Raw genomic sequence first — 17101 nt, 5'->3', positions numbered from 1 at the left:
AGACTAGCGCTTGGGCCAGTTCAACTGTTTGTGCAAAAAGTTGAAGGTCCCCTGTCCGTTGATGGTATGGCCGCCGTTGAAGAACTCGATCTCGGTTTTTTCCTCCATGCCGAACTGAGCGTAGAGCCAGCGAGTCTTGGCATATTCATAGGCGACCCAGGGATCGATGGAGACGCCGTCATGATGACCGCGTTCGACCATGAACGGTCGTGGAAACATGAGGTAGGTGAGTTCGGCGTAGCTGAAGGTGCCGCCCATGTTGAAGTAGGGCATCTCCCATTCGTCCGTAAACATGAAGCTGTGCTTGTCTTCGGTGGCAGCCACCTTGCGAGTCCAGTCATTGAAGTCACCGGAGCAGATGGAGAGGCAGTAGCCGTCGAGCAATGGGGGAATGCGCACAGCAGATTCTCCGCCGTAGCTGAGCCCGTAGAAGCCGATGCGTGTGGCATCCACCTGCGGGAGATCCGCGAGCCATTTGAGCCACTGCTCATGATGACGCAGCATGACGGAAAACATGGAGGCTTTCACCGTGTTGCCTTTGCGTGAGAGCGTGCGGTACTGCTCCTCCTCTTTGTACAGGTTGTGAGGGGCGAGGGTGATGAAACCGCGCTCGGCCAGATGGGCGGCGAAATCGTGATAGGCGGGCTTGTCCCCTTCGATGACATCCGATGGCACGCCATGGCGCCCGTGCTGGCAGACGACGACGGGGCGCTTCTCACCCGGCTGCAGATCTTTGGGCAGAAGCAGGACTCCCCAGGCGAAACCTTCGCCACCGACATCCAGCACGACTTCGTAACCGGTCCATTTCGGCTTGTCGTAAATCTTGCGGGTGCGCGGCTTCGGCGTGGGCAGCGGCGCATCGATCCTGCCGATCACGTCGTCCCAGAACGTTTTGCGGAAGCCTTTGGCAGCAGCGATGAACTTGTCTGGATTTTTGTCGGCAAACTGTGCGTAGGTCCAGGCATCATTGCGAAATTCCGGCATGGCCTTGTAAAGGAAGAAATCATTTCTGACCTGATCCGATCCACGGATCAAGCGCTGCACATGAGCCTCGATTTCCTTCATCTGAGCCAACTGACGGACGGCAGGCAGGTAGGTCTGGCGCAGGCTCTGGGGCGTCTCTTTGGACAGCGCCATGCTGGCATCGTGCTTGAGCAGTTTTGCGAGGGCATGGGCCGCAGCGGCATCTCCACGCACGAGAGAGCGACGCTGGAGGCTCGGCGGCACCAGTGAATCAATGCGCAGATACTCCTCCTCCACCTCGTCAAACTCGGGCGTGCTGAGCCTGCCGGGAGCAGCCTGGCCTTTTTTGCCCTTGGGCTCCGGCGGACCGTCCACATTGGGCTCGTCCGCATACTGAATGACAAGTCCTCGTGGGGCGATGAGGGAGGCGATTTCGGCATCACCAAATTCAGCGAGCAGACCCCATACATTGCGATACAAAGGCTCGCGCCAGGTGCGCTGACGAGACTTGAAGTAACCGCTCACCAAGGCGGCGTCGATGCGTGGATCGACGGCTGCTGCATACATGGCGATGAGCCCGCCTTCGCCATAACCTGCGATGCCAATCTGCTCGTTGCGATGAATGTTGATCCAGTCCACCAACGCCTGCACCTTCTGGACCTCGTAGCCGATGATGTGACGACCCATCATGTAAGCCTGACGGTGAATCCATTCACGATGCGGCATGTTGGTCATGAGGATCTCTGGATTGCCCGAGCCAGCATCACTGCGGTTGATCAAAACTGGCACGATGACGGCGAAGCCATTTTCCACGAAACGACGGGCGATCTGCGCCTCCGGCGCCACACCCGAAGTCAGACCGGCGATCTGCTCCGGTGTCTGATCCGCATCCGGCAGTGCAATGATGTAGCCGCGCGGTTTTCCTTTGGGCTCAAGCAGCAGTCCTTCGCCGGAGACTTGCTCCAGCACCGGCCAGCGAACCTGATAGATGCGGTAGGTTTTGGTCTTGCCCACCAGCGCCAGATTGGTCTCATCCCCATAACGTTCCAAGGCCACCGGCACTCGCTTGTCCTTGAGCCCGATGATGTGCTTGAAGCGTTGCCGATTCTCCTGGACCGACTCCTCATAGGCTTGAGGAGACGACACATTGCGATGCCAGTGCTGCTCGCGCGTTTTCAGCGAGCCGGCAATCAGCTGATCCATGTCCTCAAGCGCTGAGGCGTGCATCTGCTCGGAGATGTCACCCTCTTTGTTCAGAGGCTGGGTGCCAGGCAGCGTTTCCGGCTGCTGAGCCAGGAGGCGCGCACCCAGCAGAAGGGTGGCAAGAACGTGCGGTAATTTCATGGAGATGAATCAACGCTCATCATGCGAGTCTTGCAACCGTGGCGGAATTCAATGCGACCACCTAGTCCGCCATCCTCCCGGCTCGATCCGCCGTAGAATTTCATCCCGGCAGAACATCTGTGCCCTGGTCAGATCAAGCGAATCCAGGGCTGTTCGCGCCATTCAGATGCCGGTCCAGTTCATACTTCCCGAGCGCCAGCGCGCCGAGCAGTCCTGAGCGTGCGCCCAGACCTGGAGAGACGATGAAGTCATCGATGCTGCGACCGAGCTCGGGAATGCGGAGGTAGCCGTTGTTGAGCCTGTGGAGCTGACCGCGGATGAGCGGAAGAATGTGCTCCTGGCTCATGACACCACCACCGAGAATGATGCGTTTTGGCGAAATGCTGAGGGTGAGGTTCATCAGCGCATGCGCCATGACATCAGCGACCTCCTCCCATGCAGGATGGTCGGGGGGGAGGGAGTCCGCTTTGACACCCCAACGAGAGGCAAGAGCGGTGCCGCTGACGTAGCCCTCCACACAGCTTTTGTGGAACGGACAATGGCAGGCCTGTTGAATCGCTGAAGAGTTATGTGGAGGCGGCACCAGGAGATGGCCAATCTCGGGATGCAGCGCACCGTGCAGCAGCTGCCCGTTGATCAGCACCCCGCCGCCGACACCCGTGCCGACGGTGATGTAAACAAGCGGATCCGTATTCTGCCCGGCACCCCAGAGGTATTCACCGAGCACGGCGGCGTTCACATCGGTGTCCCAGGCGATGGGCACGTGGTAGCGGTCGTGCAGCTTGGACACGATATTGGTGAACTGCCAGCCGGGTTTTGGCGTGGTGGTGATGTAACCGTAGGTTTCGCTTTTTCTGTCGAGATCGATCGGACCAAACGAACCAATGCCGATGGCGGCGATGGAGCCGTACTTCGACTTGGCCGTGGAAAGGAAGCGGGTCACTCCGGCGAGCGTGTCTTCCGGCGTGGTGGTGTCAATGCGCGTGACGTCCCGGACATCGTGAGGGCCGGTGCCGACAGCACAGACGAACTTGGTGCCTCCGGCCTCGATTGCAGCGATGAGGGGTGCTTCTTCGCTCATGAGTGTGGACGCACGGCAGCGGAGTCACGAATGCCGAGACTGGAGTAGATCTCGCGCGTGGCGTGGGATTTGTTTAAGGTGTAAAAATGGATGCCGTCCACGCCGTGATCGAGAAGATCATGACACTGCTCGGTGGCGTAGTGGATGCCGACCTTCTGCACGGCGGCCTCGTCGCCACCGCAACGCTGGATGGCGCGCAGGAGCTTGGCAGGGTAGCGGGCACCGGCGGCCAGCTCGGCCATGCGGCGCATGCCGGAGGCGCTGGTGATGGGCATGATGCCGGCGATGATCGGGATGTTGATCCCGGCCAGCTGGCAGCGCTCACGGAAGTCAAAGAAGTCGTGGTTGTCGAAGAAGAGCTGAGTGCAGATGTAGTCCGCGCCGGCATCGACCTTGGCCTTGAGGTAGTCCATTTCCAGCACGCGGTTCGGCGTGGTGGGGTGGCCTTCAGGGAATCCAGCGACGCCGATGCCAAAGCCACGCTTGTCAGGATGTGCGCCGCTGTCGTTGAACTTCTTGATGAAGGCCACGAGATCGGCGGCGTGCTGGAAGGCATCCTTGGCACGGTCATAATTGGCGAGATTCTTGGGAGGATCACCGCCGAGGGCGAGGATGTTGCTCACGCCTGCCTTTGCGTAGCGTTCAAGAATGGCTGCAATGTCCGCTTCGCTGTGACAGACACAGGTGAGGTGCGGCACGGCATCGAGACTGGTGGTGGTTTTGATGCGCACCACGAGGTCATGCGTGAGCTCACGCGTGGAGCCGCCCGCACCATAGGTGACGCTGACAAACGAAGGTTTGAAAGCCTCGAGTTCGCCGATGGCCTGATACAGAGCTTCAAACGCCTCGGCGCTCTTCGGCGGGAAGAACTCAAACGAGAGTGTGGGACGCTGGTCTTGAAGGATGTCGGCGATGTGCATCTAGTTCGGTTCTCGGTTCACTAAGCTTTGTATCAGGCGATGTGCTCGCCTTTGAGTACGTCTTCGAGGGTCTGGCGTTCACGCACGACGGTGGCCTTTTCATCATCGACCATGATTTCAGCAGGCATAGGGCGTGTGTTGTAGTTCGAAGCCATGGTGAAACCATAAGCCCCGGCGCTGAGCACGGCGAGGTATTCGCCTTCTTTGACGAGGGGGAGTTCGCGGTTCTGGGCGAGGAAGTCGCCAGATTCACAGATCGGACCGACCACATCGACTTTCTCGACAGTGGCGTTCGCGGGCTGCTTGAGGGGCGCGATCTGATGCCATCCTTCATAAAGCGTCGGACGGATGAGGTCATTCATGCCAGCATCGACGATCTTGAAGATCTTGGCGGAGCCGCGCTTCTCGTAGAGCACTTTGGTCAGCATGACACCGGCGTTGCCGACCATGAAGCGGCCGGGTTCGCAAAGAATGCGCAGGCCGAGCGGTTCGAGGTGCGGCACCACGGCTTCGGCATAAGCCTGAATCGTGAGAGGATGGACTTCGGCGTTTTCCTGCCACCAGGCGGAGTCGCCGGAATCGAGGCTCTGCTTGTAGTTGATGCCGATGCCGCCGCCGATGCTGAAGAACTCGATGCCGTAGCTCTTTTTCACCTGAGTCACGAGAGGGATGACCTTCTGCACGGCTTCGAGGAAGGGATCCACATTGGTGAGCTGCGAACCGATGTGCATCTGCAGGCCTTTGATGATCAGATTCGGGCAGTCGGCTGCCACGCGGGCATAGACGTCGATGATCTGATCGAAATCGATGCCGAACTTGTTTTCGCTCTTGCCGGTGGTGATCTTGGCGTGCGTTTTCGCATCGACATTCGGATTCACGCGAACGGCCACGGGAGCCTGCATGCCGAGCTCGCCGGCGACTTGGTTGATGTAGTGCAGTTCCGCCTCGGACTCGGCGTTGAAGCAGTAGATGCCCTGCTTGAGGGCGTACTCGATTTCGTCGCGGGTTTTGCCCACGCCGGCAAAGGTGCATTTGGCGGGATCGCCACCGGCCTTGATGACACGGTAGAGTTCGCCAGCCGAAACGATGTCAAAGCCGCCGCCGAGTTTGGCGATGGTGTTGAGCACAGCGAGATTCGAATTTGCCTTCACTGCAAAGCAGATCAGGTGGTCCAGCTTGGCCAGAGCAGCGTCCAGACGGGTGTAATGTCCGGTGATGGTGCTCTTGGAATAGACATAGAGCGGCGTGCCGTATTTCTCGGCAAGGGACTGAAGCGGGACGTTTTCGGCAAATAACTGGCCTTGGTGGTAGCGGAAGCTGTGCATAAGCGGGCGGCGTAGATAGGCGGGATTCACGCCTGCGCAACCCCGCTAAGGTTCATCCTTGATGCATTTCCACGAGTTTTCTTCCAGATGAAAGCATCTCCACGAGCCACAGACGCATGGCCCTGAAGCCACGGAGAAACGCCCCATCCATGACCTCCTGGCAGCCGAAGTGGCGGGCGATGACCTCCTCCTGGCGGCGGTAACGCGGCAGGAGAATGAGAGTGTCCCGCACAGAAGCCGAGTCTTTGGAGGTTCGCTGGGCGAGGGAAGGATGCAGCAGTCCTTTGCAAATGACCATTTCGGCTTCCGGTACGACGATGCGGCGCTCCGGCAGCAGCAGCCAGGGATGATAGGTGAGGACGGGACTGCCTGCGGGATCCTGCTGGAGGCGGACCAAGGTGCGGACCGGCACGCCGGAAGTGCGGCGGGCCAGGAAGCCCTTCACGCCGGACTCCACATCGGTGGTGGTGGCTCGCTTGTTGAGCAGGAAATCCCGGCCCATGAGGGTGCCAAACAACGTGAGACGGAAGGACCAGCCAGCGAACAGCATGCCGATGAGGATCAGCAGGAGCGAAACGGCGGCACCGGCATAAGGATGAATGAGATAGCTCCCGGCCACCAGAGCGATGAGGCCGAGTTTGACGAGCTTGAGACCGGCATCGACGATGCCGAAGGGAGAGAGGGCGATGAGCACATTGATGGCGTGCGAGCTGAGCCAGACGACGCCAAAGGCCACCATGGCGACGGGGATGGAAATCCAGGGGGTATGGACGCCAAAGTCGACCACGCTGGCGAGAGGCATCACGGCCAGGCCGGAGTCCGCCAGATGATTCACGGCCTGCGGCTGGATTTTGTTGAACTGAGCCATGGCGAGAGCCACGAGTGGCACAAAGCCGACCGTGGCGACGAGGGCGCTGAGCTTGTTTTCAAACAGCTCAAGAAAATCGAGGGGCTTTTTAACCAGCGGAGGAGCGGCGGCACCGAGAAAGTCCTTGAGAAAACAGACGAGGATCAGCGCCAGCCCCGTGCCCCAGACCCCGGGATGGCAGTACCATGGCAGGCGATGGCGAAGATGCGGCTCGGTCTTGTAATAAGTCATGACTCCCATGGCACTGACGCCCAGCAGCGGACTGATGGCGACGCCGGTGATCTCCGAGACGCCCTGCGAAAGGGAAACGCCCGGGAGGAGCATGGACTCACGCAACTTCTCCGCTGGAGAGGGAGGGGACGACTCGACGGCACCGAGCGAGGAGACGCCCACCAAGGCAACGAGGATCATGACGAACAGGCGACGCGTGAACAAGGTATTCATGACAGGCGGAGGTGGGTTCTGCTGCATAGCCGGATGCAACCTGCCTATGATGCACGGAAATCCCCCTCAGGCTCTGACAAAAACGCGCGCTGTGTGGAATGGGCCAGCCGCACCCCCCTCATCACTTCGCCAGCACCTTGGTGATCTCCGCGACGACCTGCTGGGCGAGGTATTCACTGCCGGCGGGGCTGTAATGCACATCGTGGGGGTTCTGCAGGGTGGCGAGCTTGGGAGTGATGCGGGCGTTCAAGTCGTCAATGGCGATGCCATTCTCCGACATGACGCGGGCGGCGATGTCGTTGTACTCTTTGACCTGGCCGAATTTGCGGGGCGGATTGAGCTCGCCCTCGGGGATCGGCGTGGTCGTGGCCCAGATCAGCCTGGCGCCGGTTTTCTTCAAAGTGGCAACGAGACTGCGGAGATTGGCCTCGTAGTCGGCGGGTTCGACCTGGCGTTTGCCATCCGGCATGTACTTGAGATCGTGGATGCCCCAGTTGAAGTGAATCACGTCCCATTTGCTGGTGCCGAGCCATTTGGCAATGTTGGCGACGCCGTTTTTGGTCGGACCGCCGTTCGTGGGGATGCGGTGCACGTTGGCCTTGCCCTCCAGAAGCTTGCGCACTGGCAGGGTGTAGCCCATGGAGATGGAATCACCAATGAGGAGGACGCGGGGAAGTCCTGCGACATCCTGGATGGGGGCCAGAGACGGATTAGGAGCCGGTTTGGGCTTGGCAGGCTGCTGCGCGGGCGCGCTGAGGAGGCCGATGAGAAGAAAGGAAAGAGCAGGAAGGAGGCGGTGCATGCCTCCATTCACTGCTCAAATCAGCCAATCTTTCAGACGATCTCGACGCGGACTTCGGCGCTGGTGTCCATCTCGCCGATGATTTTGGCGTTTTTGCCACAGGTGAGGGCTTTGTCGGCGTCTGCCGGGGAGACGATAGCGACCCAGCCGAGGCCCATGTTGAAGGTGTCGATGGCGTCTTTCGGGTCCGCATGGCGCAGGACTTTTTGCACTACATCGTTCTGCCAGAATGGAATACGAAGATTTGCACCCAGACCACGCTTCAGGAACATGCGGCCGAGGTTTTCCGGCAGACCACCACCGGTGATGTGGGCCATGGCCTTCGGGCGAATGCCCGCGGCTTTGAGAGCGGCGGTCTGCTCATGATAGAGCAGCGTGGGCAGCAGCAGAGTGCGCATCTCGTCTTCGCTGAACTGGATGTTTTCCTTCTCGATGATGCGGCGGACGAGGCTGAAGCCATTTGCGTGGAAACCGGCGCTGGGCCAGCCGATGAGCACATCACCAGCGGCGATGGTGCCGGGATCGAGCAAATCTTCCTTTTCGCAGGCTCCGATGGCGAAGCCACTGAGCTCGACCATGCCCTCGGGCACCATGCCGGGCATCTCAGCAGTCTCACCGCCGGCGAGGATGCAATTGCAAGCCTCCAGGTATTCGGTCATGCCGGCGATAATCCGGGTGATCTGCGTCTTCTGAATCTTCGGGATTCCCACGTAGTCGAGGAACATGATGGGATCAGCCCCAGTCGTGAGAACGTCGTTCACATTCATGGCCACGAGGTCTTTGCCGGCGGCTTCGAGCTGGTCGTGCTTGAGCAGCAGCTCGATCTTGGTGCCGACGCCATCACAGCCCGTGAGAATCATGGGATGCTTGTAGCCGCTGAGGTCGTAAGCGGCGGCGAACAGACCGAAGGGATTTGCCAGCTTCCGCCTCTGCTGGGTGCGCTTCACCAGCACGCCGATGTCATCGACCAGCGATGCTGCTTCGTGAATATCGACGCCGGCTTGTTTGTAGGTGTGTGCGGAGGGGCTGCTCATGGAAAATGGGTGGCTGGTTGCCTAGCCCGAAAGCGGGGGCGGCTCAAACGGAAACTCACCATTGCGGCCTGCAAGCGCTCTTTCCCCCGCTGGAAGGATTTGTCCGGCCGAAGCAAGGCCGACCATCCAGCGGCGTAGGTTCTTCAGCCATCTGGGCTCCTACGTATGAAAAACACTGCCACTCCCTCACCGAGCATTCCGCAGGCTTTCAGCCCTGCGGGCGGCGATTTGCTGCGCATCGGCTCGACCCGCCGCGGCTTCTTGCAGACCGGGCTGGCAGGACTGGCGGGCATTTCGGCACCCTCGCTGTTCCAGCAGCAGGCCTTCGCCGCAGCGTCGGGACAGGCCACGCGGAAGACGAATGTGGTGCTTTTTTGGCTCTCGGGCGGTCCGAGCCACATCGATATGTGGGACCCGAAACCCGATGCACCGAGCGAGATTCGCGGCCCCTTCGGCCACATCCCGACCAAAGTACCGGGCATCCATGTGTGTGAGCATCTGCCGCTGAGCGCGAAGATCATGGACCGGCTCACGCTGGTTCGCTCGGTCGATTGCAGTGCCAGCGATCACACCCCCATCACCATGCAGGCCTGCAATCCGCTGGCACGACGCACGAACGATGGGCGGGATGGCGGCGGCTATCCGTCCATGGGTTCCATCGCCGCGAAGTTCCGTGGCGCCAATGCCCCCGGCATTCCAGGATATGTGGCGCTCGCGGATTCACTGCCCGCCGACATCTGGGGCGCAGGTCACATGGGCAATGCCTTCAATCCTGTCAGCGGCAAGGATTTGTCAGGCCGCCTCAAACTCGTCGAGGGTCTCAGCATCGAGCGGCTCGGCAGCCGCCGTGATCTGGCCGAGCAAATGGACCAGTGGAAGCGTGGCATCGGTGCGAATGAATCCATCGCCTCGGCTGATCACTTCACGCAGCAGGCCTATGAGGTGCTCATGACCGGCAGTGCGCAGCACGCGCTCAATCTGGATGAAGAATCATCCGCCATGCGGGACAAATACGGGCGCGACAGCCTCGGCGAGAAGGCCCTGCTCGCACGCCGGCTCATTGAAGCGGGCTCCACCTTTGTGACCGTCAGCGGTGCCTGGGGTTACTTTGATCATCATGGTGATGAAGTGAAGTGGGGTGGCATCAAGAAGGGGCTCACACCGCTGCTGCCAAGCGTGGACCGCACCTTGCACGCCATCGTGACCGATCTCGAAGACCGTGGGCTGCTGGACAGCACGTTGATTTTGATGATGGGCGAGTTTGGCCGCAGTCCCGTGATCAACAAGAATGCCGGGCGCGACCACTGGCCGCGTGTGATGTCCATGGTCATGGCTGGCGGCGGTCTGCGCCATGGACAGGTCATCGGCAGCACCGACAAGCATGGTGGAGAGATCGAGACACGCCGTGTCGCGCCGGGTGATCTCGCGGCGACGGTGTTTCACCACCTCGGCATCGAACAAAACACCAACTGGATCGACCCTCAGGGCCGCCCGCGCCCCATCGTGGCCGAAGGTGGCAAGGTGATGGCAGAGCTGGTGTGATTCACTGCGGCGTGCCGCAGTCCACGCTGCATCAGGAGTCTGGAGGACGCCGGGCTTCGATCGCACTGACCATCTGGTGGATGTGGGGTTTGATGCCCTCACGTGGCTTCATGATCGCAAGACTCTGATCAAACGACCCCCATTTGAGCACTTTGATGTTCACATGTCGCGCACCCCATTGGTTCATGGACGCCTTGGACGGGCGGTAGAGATCGATGGTGCCGGTGCCGACGAGAGCCGAACCGTAATCGTCCACCTGATAAACATGAGGCTCGCCCTCGATCTTGAATTCGGTGCCGACAGGGTAAACGGACCAGTCTGCGGCGGCGCTTCGCACGGCACCAAACTTGAGGATATTGCCGACGGCACTCCTGGCACCGTAAACGATGTGATCGCTTTCACTTTGGGTGTAAGCAGTCGTCTTCACATTGCTTATGGTGCTGCCGGAACGCAGGCTCACCAGCTTTCGAGACGCGACTTTGGAAACACTTTGGCAGGAAGCACAACCCGCGCACAACGCGGCCAGCAGGAACAAACGGAGGTTAATCATTTTGGGATGGGCGCGTCACTTTGCGGGCCTTGGGGTGAGGAATGAGACAGGCATCGGAGCCCCATGTTCGATCTTTTTGAAACCCCACTCTCGCGCGCCCTATACCGCTTGTAGCTTCAACGCCTTCCCATAGACGCCATAATAACACCCTCCGAAGAAATCAACCCGGCAGGCCGTTCTAGGCTCATGCGGTCGTTTTTGTCCTTCCTGTTGTTTTTTCATGTCAGCCACTGCTTCGCGGAAGAATATGACCTCGTGCTCAATAATGGCCGTTTAATGGACCCGGCGACAAATCTGGACGCAGTTCGTCATATCGGCATTCGTGAGGGCAAGATCGCCGCGATCTCCGAAACACCGCTTGCCGGCAAAGAAACGCTGAATGTGAAGGGTCATGTCGTCGCGCCTGGTTTCATCGACCTCCATGCCCATGGGCAGACCACGAGCGACATGCAGATCAAAGCTTGTGATGGCGTCACCACAGCGCTCGACCTGGAAGCGGGAGTGTATCCGGTGGCCGCGTGGTACCGTTCAATGGAAGGCACGGCAACGCTGAACTACGGAGCCACGGTGGGCCACATCGCCGCACGCTTTGCCGCATTTCATCCTGGACTGGAGATCGGACACTGGGCGGTCAACCGTGCCAAGGTCGCGGGACTCGGCGCGAAGCCTGATGGAGCGAACAAGAGGGCGACGGACAAGGAATTGAAACTCATGGGAGATGCGATAAACCATGGACTCGATGAGGGCGCGCTGGGCATTGGCTTTGGCATCAACTACACGCCTGCCGCCGCACCGAGCGAGATCGAGTCCATGTTTCGCATCGCAACCGAGCGCAAGGTGCCCGCGTTTGTGCATACACGCGCCTTTGGCCTCGCAGCAATCCAGGAGGCGATCACCGAAGCAAAAACGGCCGGCGCGGCGTTGCACATCGTGCATGTGGGCAGCAGCGCCATCGGCGCCATGAGGGAGGTTTTGAAACTCATCGATGCCAGCAAGGCCGCAGGCATGGACATCAGCACCGAAGTGTACCCCTACACTGCTGCCTCCACCGTGCTGGAGTCCGCGATGTTCAATCCCGGCTGGCAGGACAATCTCAAGATCGACTACGGCGATCTGGCCTGGGCCGCGACCGGTGAACGGCTCACGCAGGAGAGTTTCGAGCGCTACCGCAAACAAGGCGGCTGGGTGATCATCTACATGATGAAGGATGAAAATGTGGAGATGGCCATCGCACATCCCGGGGTGATGATCGCGAGCGACGGTGTTCCCTTCATTGATGGCAAAGGCCATCCCCGCGGCGCGGGAACCTTCGCCCGCGTGCTGGGCCATTACTCGCGCGAGAAAAAGCTGCTGCCGTTGATGGAGGCACTCGCCAAGATGACGATCCTGCCCGCCCGGCGTCTGGAAGGATACGTTCCGATGATGAAAGGCAAAGGCCGCATCGCCCTGGGTGCTGATGCGGACATCACCGTCTTCGATCCGACGACCGTGATCGATCGCGCCACCTTTGAGTCACCAACAGCACCTTCCGCCGGTATTCCCCATGTCATTGTGAACGGTGTTCCCGTCGTGCGGGATGGCAACCTCGTGAAAGAAGCCCGTCCTGGACGCGCTGTAAGGATCACTCCATGAAACACATTCTTCTAAGCTTAATCTTTGGCACTGCCTTGCTCGCAGACGAAGCCCCGCAGTGGCGCGATCTCTTCAACGGCAAGGATCTCACAGGCTGGGCGGATGTGAACACCAGCCCTGAAACTTGGGGTGTTAAAGACGGCATGCTCGTTTGCAAAGGCAAGCCGATCGGTGTGATGCGCAGCGAGAAGCAGTATGAAAACTTCATCCTGCACATCGAATGGATGCACATGGAGGCGGGTGGAAATTCCGGCGTGTTTGTGTGGAGCGAGGGCGCGGTGCCTGAAGGCCGAAATCTGCCCAAAGGCATGGAGGTGCAAATGCTGGAGCTGGAGTGGCCGAAACTGCACCTCGGCAAAGACGGGCTGCCGAATCATCCGGGCTACGTGTCCGGCGAACTCTTCGGCGCGAATGGACTCGAAGGCATCCCGGACAATCCACGTGGCAAAAGAAGCATGTCCTGGGAGATGCGCTGCAAAGGCAAAGGCGAATGGAACACCTACGATGTCGTTTGTGTGGATGGCACGGTGAAGCTGTCGATCAACGGCAAGTTCGTCAATGGCATCAGCCAGTCCACGGCGCGCAAAGGGTACCTCTGTCTTGAGTCCGAAGGTGCCGAGATTCATTTCCGCAACATCCGCATTCTGGAACTGCCCGGCGGCAGGGTGACACCGGAGCAGACGGCACCTGTGGTGGGAAAGTAGTCACTTAGTCTGCTTCATCAATTCCTCAACCTTTGCTGTGATTCGCTCCTCCACGGTCTCGGTGTAAGGCGCACGATGGCCGTATTCAAACATGCCAGTCACGCCTTCATAGCCGCCTTCTTTGAGCACACGCAGGCTGGGCACATAGCTCGTGAGATCGTTGTTGTAACCGCAGACCCAGGTGTTGTTCCAACCATAGGCTGCTTTGAATTTGAGCGAGTAATCCACCACCGTCTCACCGGTCAGGGCGATAAACTGAAAGTCTGTGCCGATGCGCCAGACTTGGACGGGATACTTCACAAGATCCGGCGGCGAACCGAGTGTCTCATATTGGCGGATGAAGTGCTCGAACTCGCGTTTCGGCATGCCACTGAGATTGGGGAGGCGTTGTTTGAGTTCTTCGAGCGGGATGCCGGGCTGCAGCGACAGCTCCGTCTCACCCATCGCAGCACGAATCGGCCCGTTGAGTGGCGGCATCTTGGTGGCGATCACCTGCCGCACCGCTTCGGCCAGCACCTTTCCATACATGTTTGCGAGTTCGATCGCTTCAACATCCTTGCCACGAATACGTGGCAGTGGATTCGCATCGCCACCGCAGTTTTGCACGAACATGGCCACTGAACCCGGGAATGACTTTTCCAACTCAAGCTGCGCGAAGCCTGCGTAGTCGCCATTGATGCTGAGGCCGCCGAGCGCCGTCGTGTGGCAGGAGTAACCAAAGACGATGGCCTTGAGATCATTGCCGGATTTCACGGTGATCACCGGCACATCCTGATCCACCTGCCCGCCCAGCGCGCGGCTCTCCGGCCCGCGTGAGCGCCGCCGGTTTACGGCCACACCTGCGAGGCCTTGATCAAACGCCAGTTCAGCGGGCGCGAGGTTTGCGATGGCCGCTCCGATCACCTCCTCATACTTGGCGTAGACCATCTCCGTGTACCGATCCTTCACCGCCGCCTCTTCGGGTGTGAATTCATAGTACAGCCACAGCACATCCGCCGTCACCGGGCAGGAGTGATTGTGCGAAGTGTTCAGGATCAGCCGCTCTCTTGGGATGCCATGCTTTTCCAGAGCCGCCTTCGCAATGATAGCAATCATCTTGTCGCTCAATCCCACCAAATCCGCCGTCACCAGCACCGATGTCGCTCCTAAGTCATCCTTCAGTGCGAGCGCCTTCAGCCAGATGGGATGCTCCACCCGCTGCGACATGCGAGTCTTGCCGCCATACCCTGCAAGGGGCACCGGTTCCGTGGGTGTGATGTCTGCTTTAGCCGCTCCCGCCAGCCATGCGGCGGAGGTTGTCAGAGGCAGCAGAAGAAGCGCGAGGCAAAAAAGTTTCATGCTCACCACATACGCATTGAGCACGTCCATGTTAGCCGTCTTCAATGACTGCCCATCACAATCATTCACCTCTCCAAGCTGTCTTTTGACAACGCAACGCCCCAGCCCCACGCTTTAAGCATGATCATTCCTTACTTCTGGGCTGAATCACGCCTGCAACACAAACTGCCGTCGCGCCAGATCACCGTGCGGCGATGGGGTTGGTCGGACATCAGCCAGGCGGACGCGCAAGCGCTGGCCGACCAGCGTGCGCAGGAGGCGATGGATCGAATCCAATCGGGTGAAGCACTCCGCCGTCGGGAGCCCAAGGCGGCCTATGACTGTGCTGACGGCGTTCCTATTCGAGAGGAAGTGGTATCACGGCATGGCAACGCCGTCATTACACGCAACAGCTACGGCTCACTGTGTTTGAACGCCCCCGATGTATTTTTTGCCGATGTGGATGCTGAGTGGCACCCTTCATTGCAGATGAATCTGCGTGGATGCCTGACAATGATCGTGGCCGGTGTGGCGGCCGGTTTGATATTAAAGTCGGCGCTGATCGGTTTCGTCCTGGCCATTGGCCTTCCTTGGCTGGCATCGCTGGTCATCGGCAAGATCAACAAGAAACGCCGCCCAGAGGCCGAAGCACGTGCCAAGGAGCAGGCACAGGCGACCATTCACGCGTTTTCCGCCGCCCATCCGTCCTGGCACCTGCGCATGTATGAGACGCCCGCCGGTTTTCGGTTGCTGGCCATGCACGATGTTTTCGATCCTGCTGGCGAGGCAGCCAGAGAGGCGCTGGCAGAATTGAGCGCCGACAAGGTGTTTGTGCGGCTATGCACCATCCAAGGCTGTTTCCGCGCACGCGTCAGCCCAAAAAGCTGGCGCATGAAATACAGAGCGCCGCTCAGCCTGCCGAAATCCAAATGGCCCTTCCCCGCTGAACATCTTGCTCTGCGTCAGCAGTGGATTGAAGCCTACGACCGGCATGCCCCCAGTTATGCCTCATGCCGGTTCATCGATACTCTCGGCAGCCGAACGACGCATCCTGAAGCAGAAGCTGTTCGTGCAGTCCATGATGAGTACTGCCATGCACATTCGGACCTGCCCCTCGCCTGAGTCTGCTATTTGAGCTCCGCCGCCATCTCCATCAGGGCGTCCATCATTTTCACCGAGGCCTGGGGTTCGAGATTGTTGGTGCCCGGCCAGGTCTCGTAGCCACCCAGTTCAAAGTGACGCGGAGTGGGCATGTAGCCGTAGTAGCCGTTGGCCAGCTCGACCATGAAGGACTTGGCAAAGGGGCTGCGCTTGCGGAATTCGACACCCGTTTCGGCAAAGGTTTCGGTGGGGGTGGTGCCGATGCAGATATCGCCGATGCGCAGGATTTGCACTGCTGCCTTGGTGGCAGGGCTGGCCTGCGCAAGACGCTGAACGCGCCCGGCGTAGGCGAGGGGCAGATCGGCCTTGCCCTGAATGCGCGGAGTGTTGGCCTCGGTTTCTTTGGCCCAGGCGATGAGCTCGGGATCAATCTTGCGCCAGGCGATGTCGAGCTCACGATAACGTGCAGCGAGAGGTGCGCTGTTTTGCCAGGTTACCTTTGCCAAGGCGGCGTTGACTTTCGAAGCCACATCTTCGGCAACGTAGCGCATCTGCTCGTAGGGCTTCTTGCGTGGCTGCGGGTTGCGGAAGTTGATGTTGTTCGCGTCACCACTGGTGCCGTTGGCCATCATCGCGACGAAGGGTGGATCATCGCTGCCGCCCGCCTGCAGGCGCTTCAGGGCCTCGCAGTACATGCCGTAGTAGTCTGCGGAGATGTCCGCGCCATTGACCCCTCCGACGTAGTGCAGCGAGTAGGCCGAATAAACGGAGATCAAACGTCCGCCGGGCTCACGCAGGGCAATGAAGGAGACGGTGGGATCGGGCTGGCCCGCAGGCTCGACTAGCGCTGGATTGCCTGCGCCGGGATTCGTCTTCACCTTGTCGATCTTACCGAAAGGATTGGGCGGCATTTTGCCCTCCTGAAGAAACCAGCGGCGGATATGCACATGCTCCGGCACATCCACCGTACCGAAGGCGATCTCCGCCGGGCGCAGCAAATAGATCGCACGGCGAACGCCGTCTGCGATGCGGCGCACGACGAACTTTTGATATCCGGTCAACTCCATGTCGGAGGTATAGAAGCGCACGGGTCCACCGATGGCATTCACCGCCGAATGTGTGTGCGTGCCGGAGATCACCACATTTGCCGCAGGGATGCCGGTTTCTTTCTCAATCAACTCCCGCGCGGCCACAGAGACGCTGCGATGCAGCCCGAGCAGATCGCAGACGACGAGGGCGAGCTTTGTTTTGCCGTCATCAAGCACAAGACAACGTGCGTGAAGTTCATCGTGAATGTTCGTGCAGGGATAGGGCAGGAAACCGCCCACGACCTCACCACCGAGATCCGGCGTGATGTTACTGGTAGCGGCACCCGCCATCAAAAGAGCCTTGGGGGCATCCGCAGCATGCAGAGTGGCAACGGCAAAGAGGGAGAGGAGAAACAGTCGCATGAATCTTATACAGCGCTGAAGAG

At 59.6% G+C, this 17101-nt stretch carries 14 protein-coding genes; 4 read left to right on the top strand and 10 right to left on the bottom strand.

Translation table 11 applies throughout. From position 1 onward, the window contains the following. Positions 1-3: 3 nt before the first annotated feature. The 7 genes from ACILSL_RS00325 to purM all read right to left on the bottom strand — a co-directional run bounded on the left by ACILSL_RS00325 (position 4) and on the right by purM (position 8781). Positions 4-2307, bottom strand: a complete 2304-nt coding sequence (locus tag ACILSL_RS00325) for a dienelactone hydrolase family protein (RefSeq protein WP_395729994.1) — start codon at positions 2305-2307, stop codon at positions 4-6. 133 nt (positions 2308-2440) lie between these two features. Then, entirely contained in the window at positions 2441-3388 is a 948-nt protein-coding gene (locus tag ACILSL_RS00320; RefSeq protein ID WP_395729993.1) for an ROK family protein, read from the bottom strand. Then, a complete protein-coding gene (gene metF, locus ACILSL_RS00315; protein WP_395729992.1) occupies positions 3385-4308 on the bottom strand; it encodes a methylenetetrahydrofolate reductase [NAD(P)H] in 924 nt (307 codons plus the stop codon). The genes ACILSL_RS00320 and metF overlap by 4 nt, the downstream gene beginning before the upstream one ends. 32 nt (positions 4309-4340) lie before the next feature. Further along, positions 4341-5663: a diaminopimelate decarboxylase gene (lysA, locus tag ACILSL_RS00310; protein WP_395729991.1), complete on the bottom strand. Its 1323-nt coding sequence runs from the start codon at positions 5661-5663 to the stop codon at positions 4341-4343. Positions 5664-5685: 22 nt separating this feature from the next. Next, positions 5686-6945, bottom strand: coding sequence for a hypothetical protein (locus tag ACILSL_RS00305; protein ID WP_395729990.1), 1260 nt, complete (start codon positions 6943-6945; stop codon positions 5686-5688). 121 nt (positions 6946-7066) lie between these two features. Further along, positions 7067-7747, bottom strand: a complete 681-nt coding sequence (locus ACILSL_RS00300; protein WP_395729989.1) for an SGNH/GDSL hydrolase family protein — start codon at positions 7745-7747, stop codon at positions 7067-7069. A gap of 32 nt (positions 7748-7779) precedes the next feature. Beyond that, positions 7780-8781, bottom strand: coding sequence for a phosphoribosylformylglycinamidine cyclo-ligase (gene purM / locus ACILSL_RS00295; protein WP_395729988.1), 1002 nt, complete (start codon positions 8779-8781; stop codon positions 7780-7782). Positions 8782-8946: 165 nt separating this feature from the next. Here purM and ACILSL_RS00290 point away from each other — a divergent pair, with 165 nt between their 5' ends. Then, a complete protein-coding gene (locus tag ACILSL_RS00290) occupies positions 8947-10323 on the top strand; it encodes a DUF1501 domain-containing protein (RefSeq protein WP_395729987.1) in 1377 nt (458 codons plus the stop codon). Positions 10324-10354: 31 nt separating this feature from the next. Here the strand turns inward: ACILSL_RS00290 and ACILSL_RS00285 are convergent, their stop codons facing one another. Beyond that, entirely contained in the window at positions 10355-10750 is a 396-nt protein-coding gene (locus ACILSL_RS00285) for a 3D domain-containing protein (protein WP_395729986.1), read from the bottom strand. A gap of 309 nt (positions 10751-11059) precedes the next feature. On the opposite strand from ACILSL_RS00285, the gene ACILSL_RS00280 reads away from it, so the two are divergent. Further along, positions 11060-12505: an amidohydrolase family protein gene (locus ACILSL_RS00280; protein ID WP_395729985.1), complete on the top strand. Its 1446-nt coding sequence runs from the start codon at positions 11060-11062 to the stop codon at positions 12503-12505. Then, positions 12502-13209: a DUF1080 domain-containing protein gene (locus tag ACILSL_RS00275; protein WP_395729984.1), complete on the top strand. Its 708-nt coding sequence runs from the start codon at positions 12502-12504 to the stop codon at positions 13207-13209. The genes ACILSL_RS00280 and ACILSL_RS00275 overlap by 4 nt, the downstream gene beginning before the upstream one ends. On the opposite strand, the gene ACILSL_RS00270 is transcribed toward ACILSL_RS00275, so the two are convergent. Then, positions 13210-14547, bottom strand: a complete 1338-nt coding sequence (locus tag ACILSL_RS00270; protein ID WP_395729983.1) for a hypothetical protein — start codon at positions 14545-14547, stop codon at positions 13210-13212. A gap of 120 nt (positions 14548-14667) precedes the next feature. Between ACILSL_RS00270 and ACILSL_RS00265 the strand changes: the two genes are divergently transcribed. After that, positions 14668-15648 carry a hypothetical protein gene (locus ACILSL_RS00265; RefSeq protein ID WP_395729982.1) on the top strand — a complete coding sequence of 327 codons (981 nt, stop codon included), beginning with the start codon at positions 14668-14670 and terminating at the stop codon, positions 15646-15648. A 5-nt stretch (positions 15649-15653) separates the two neighbouring features. Here the strand turns inward: ACILSL_RS00265 and ACILSL_RS00260 are convergent, their stop codons facing one another. After that, on the bottom strand, positions 15654-17078 hold the full coding sequence (locus tag ACILSL_RS00260) for a neutral/alkaline non-lysosomal ceramidase N-terminal domain-containing protein (protein ID WP_395729981.1): 1425 nt from the start codon (positions 17076-17078) through the stop codon (positions 15654-15656). Positions 17079-17101 lie beyond the last annotated feature (23 nt).

The sequence above is a fragment of the Prosthecobacter sp. genome (assembly GCF_044222345.1).
In the GTDB taxonomy this organism is placed as follows: Bacteria; Verrucomicrobiota; Verrucomicrobiia; order Verrucomicrobiales; family Verrucomicrobiaceae; genus Prosthecobacter.
Note: the sequence above shows the minus strand (reverse complement) of the source record. Positions and strands in the feature narration are given on the sequence as shown.

What these genes read in the sequence shown, in the direction of transcription:
- ACILSL_RS00325 (WP_395729994.1), bottom strand. Translation starts at nt 2,307, where the DNA reads ATGAAATTACCGCACGTTCTTGCCACCCTTCTGCTGGGTGCGCGCCTC.
- ACILSL_RS00320 (WP_395729993.1), bottom strand. Translation starts at nt 3,388, where the DNA reads ATGAGCGAAGAAGCACCCCTCATCGCTGCAATCGAGGCCGGAGGCACC.
- metF (WP_395729992.1), bottom strand. Translation starts at nt 4,308, where the DNA reads ATGCACATCGCCGACATCCTTCAAGACCAGCGTCCCACACTCTCGTTT.
- ACILSL_RS00305 (WP_395729990.1), bottom strand. Translation starts at nt 6,945, where the DNA reads ATGAATACCTTGTTCACGCGTCGCCTGTTCGTCATGATCCTCGTTGCC.
- ACILSL_RS00300 (WP_395729989.1), bottom strand. Translation starts at nt 7,747, where the DNA reads ATGCACCGCCTCCTTCCTGCTCTTTCCTTTCTTCTCATCGGCCTCCTC.
- purM (WP_395729988.1), bottom strand. Translation starts at nt 8,781, where the DNA reads ATGAGCAGCCCCTCCGCACACACCTACAAACAAGCCGGCGTCGATATT.
- ACILSL_RS00290 (WP_395729987.1), top strand. Translation starts at nt 8,947, where the DNA reads ATGAAAAACACTGCCACTCCCTCACCGAGCATTCCGCAGGCTTTCAGC.
- ACILSL_RS00280 (WP_395729985.1), top strand. Translation starts at nt 11,060, where the DNA reads ATGCGGTCGTTTTTGTCCTTCCTGTTGTTTTTTCATGTCAGCCACTGC.
- ACILSL_RS00275 (WP_395729984.1), top strand. Translation starts at nt 12,502, where the DNA reads ATGAAACACATTCTTCTAAGCTTAATCTTTGGCACTGCCTTGCTCGCA.
- ACILSL_RS00270 (WP_395729983.1), bottom strand. Translation starts at nt 14,547, where the DNA reads ATGAAACTTTTTTGCCTCGCGCTTCTTCTGCTGCCTCTGACAACCTCC.
- ACILSL_RS00265 (WP_395729982.1), top strand. Translation starts at nt 14,668, where the DNA reads ATGATCATTCCTTACTTCTGGGCTGAATCACGCCTGCAACACAAACTG.
- ACILSL_RS00260 (WP_395729981.1), bottom strand. Translation starts at nt 17,078, where the DNA reads ATGCGACTGTTTCTCCTCTCCCTCTTTGCCGTTGCCACTCTGCATGCT.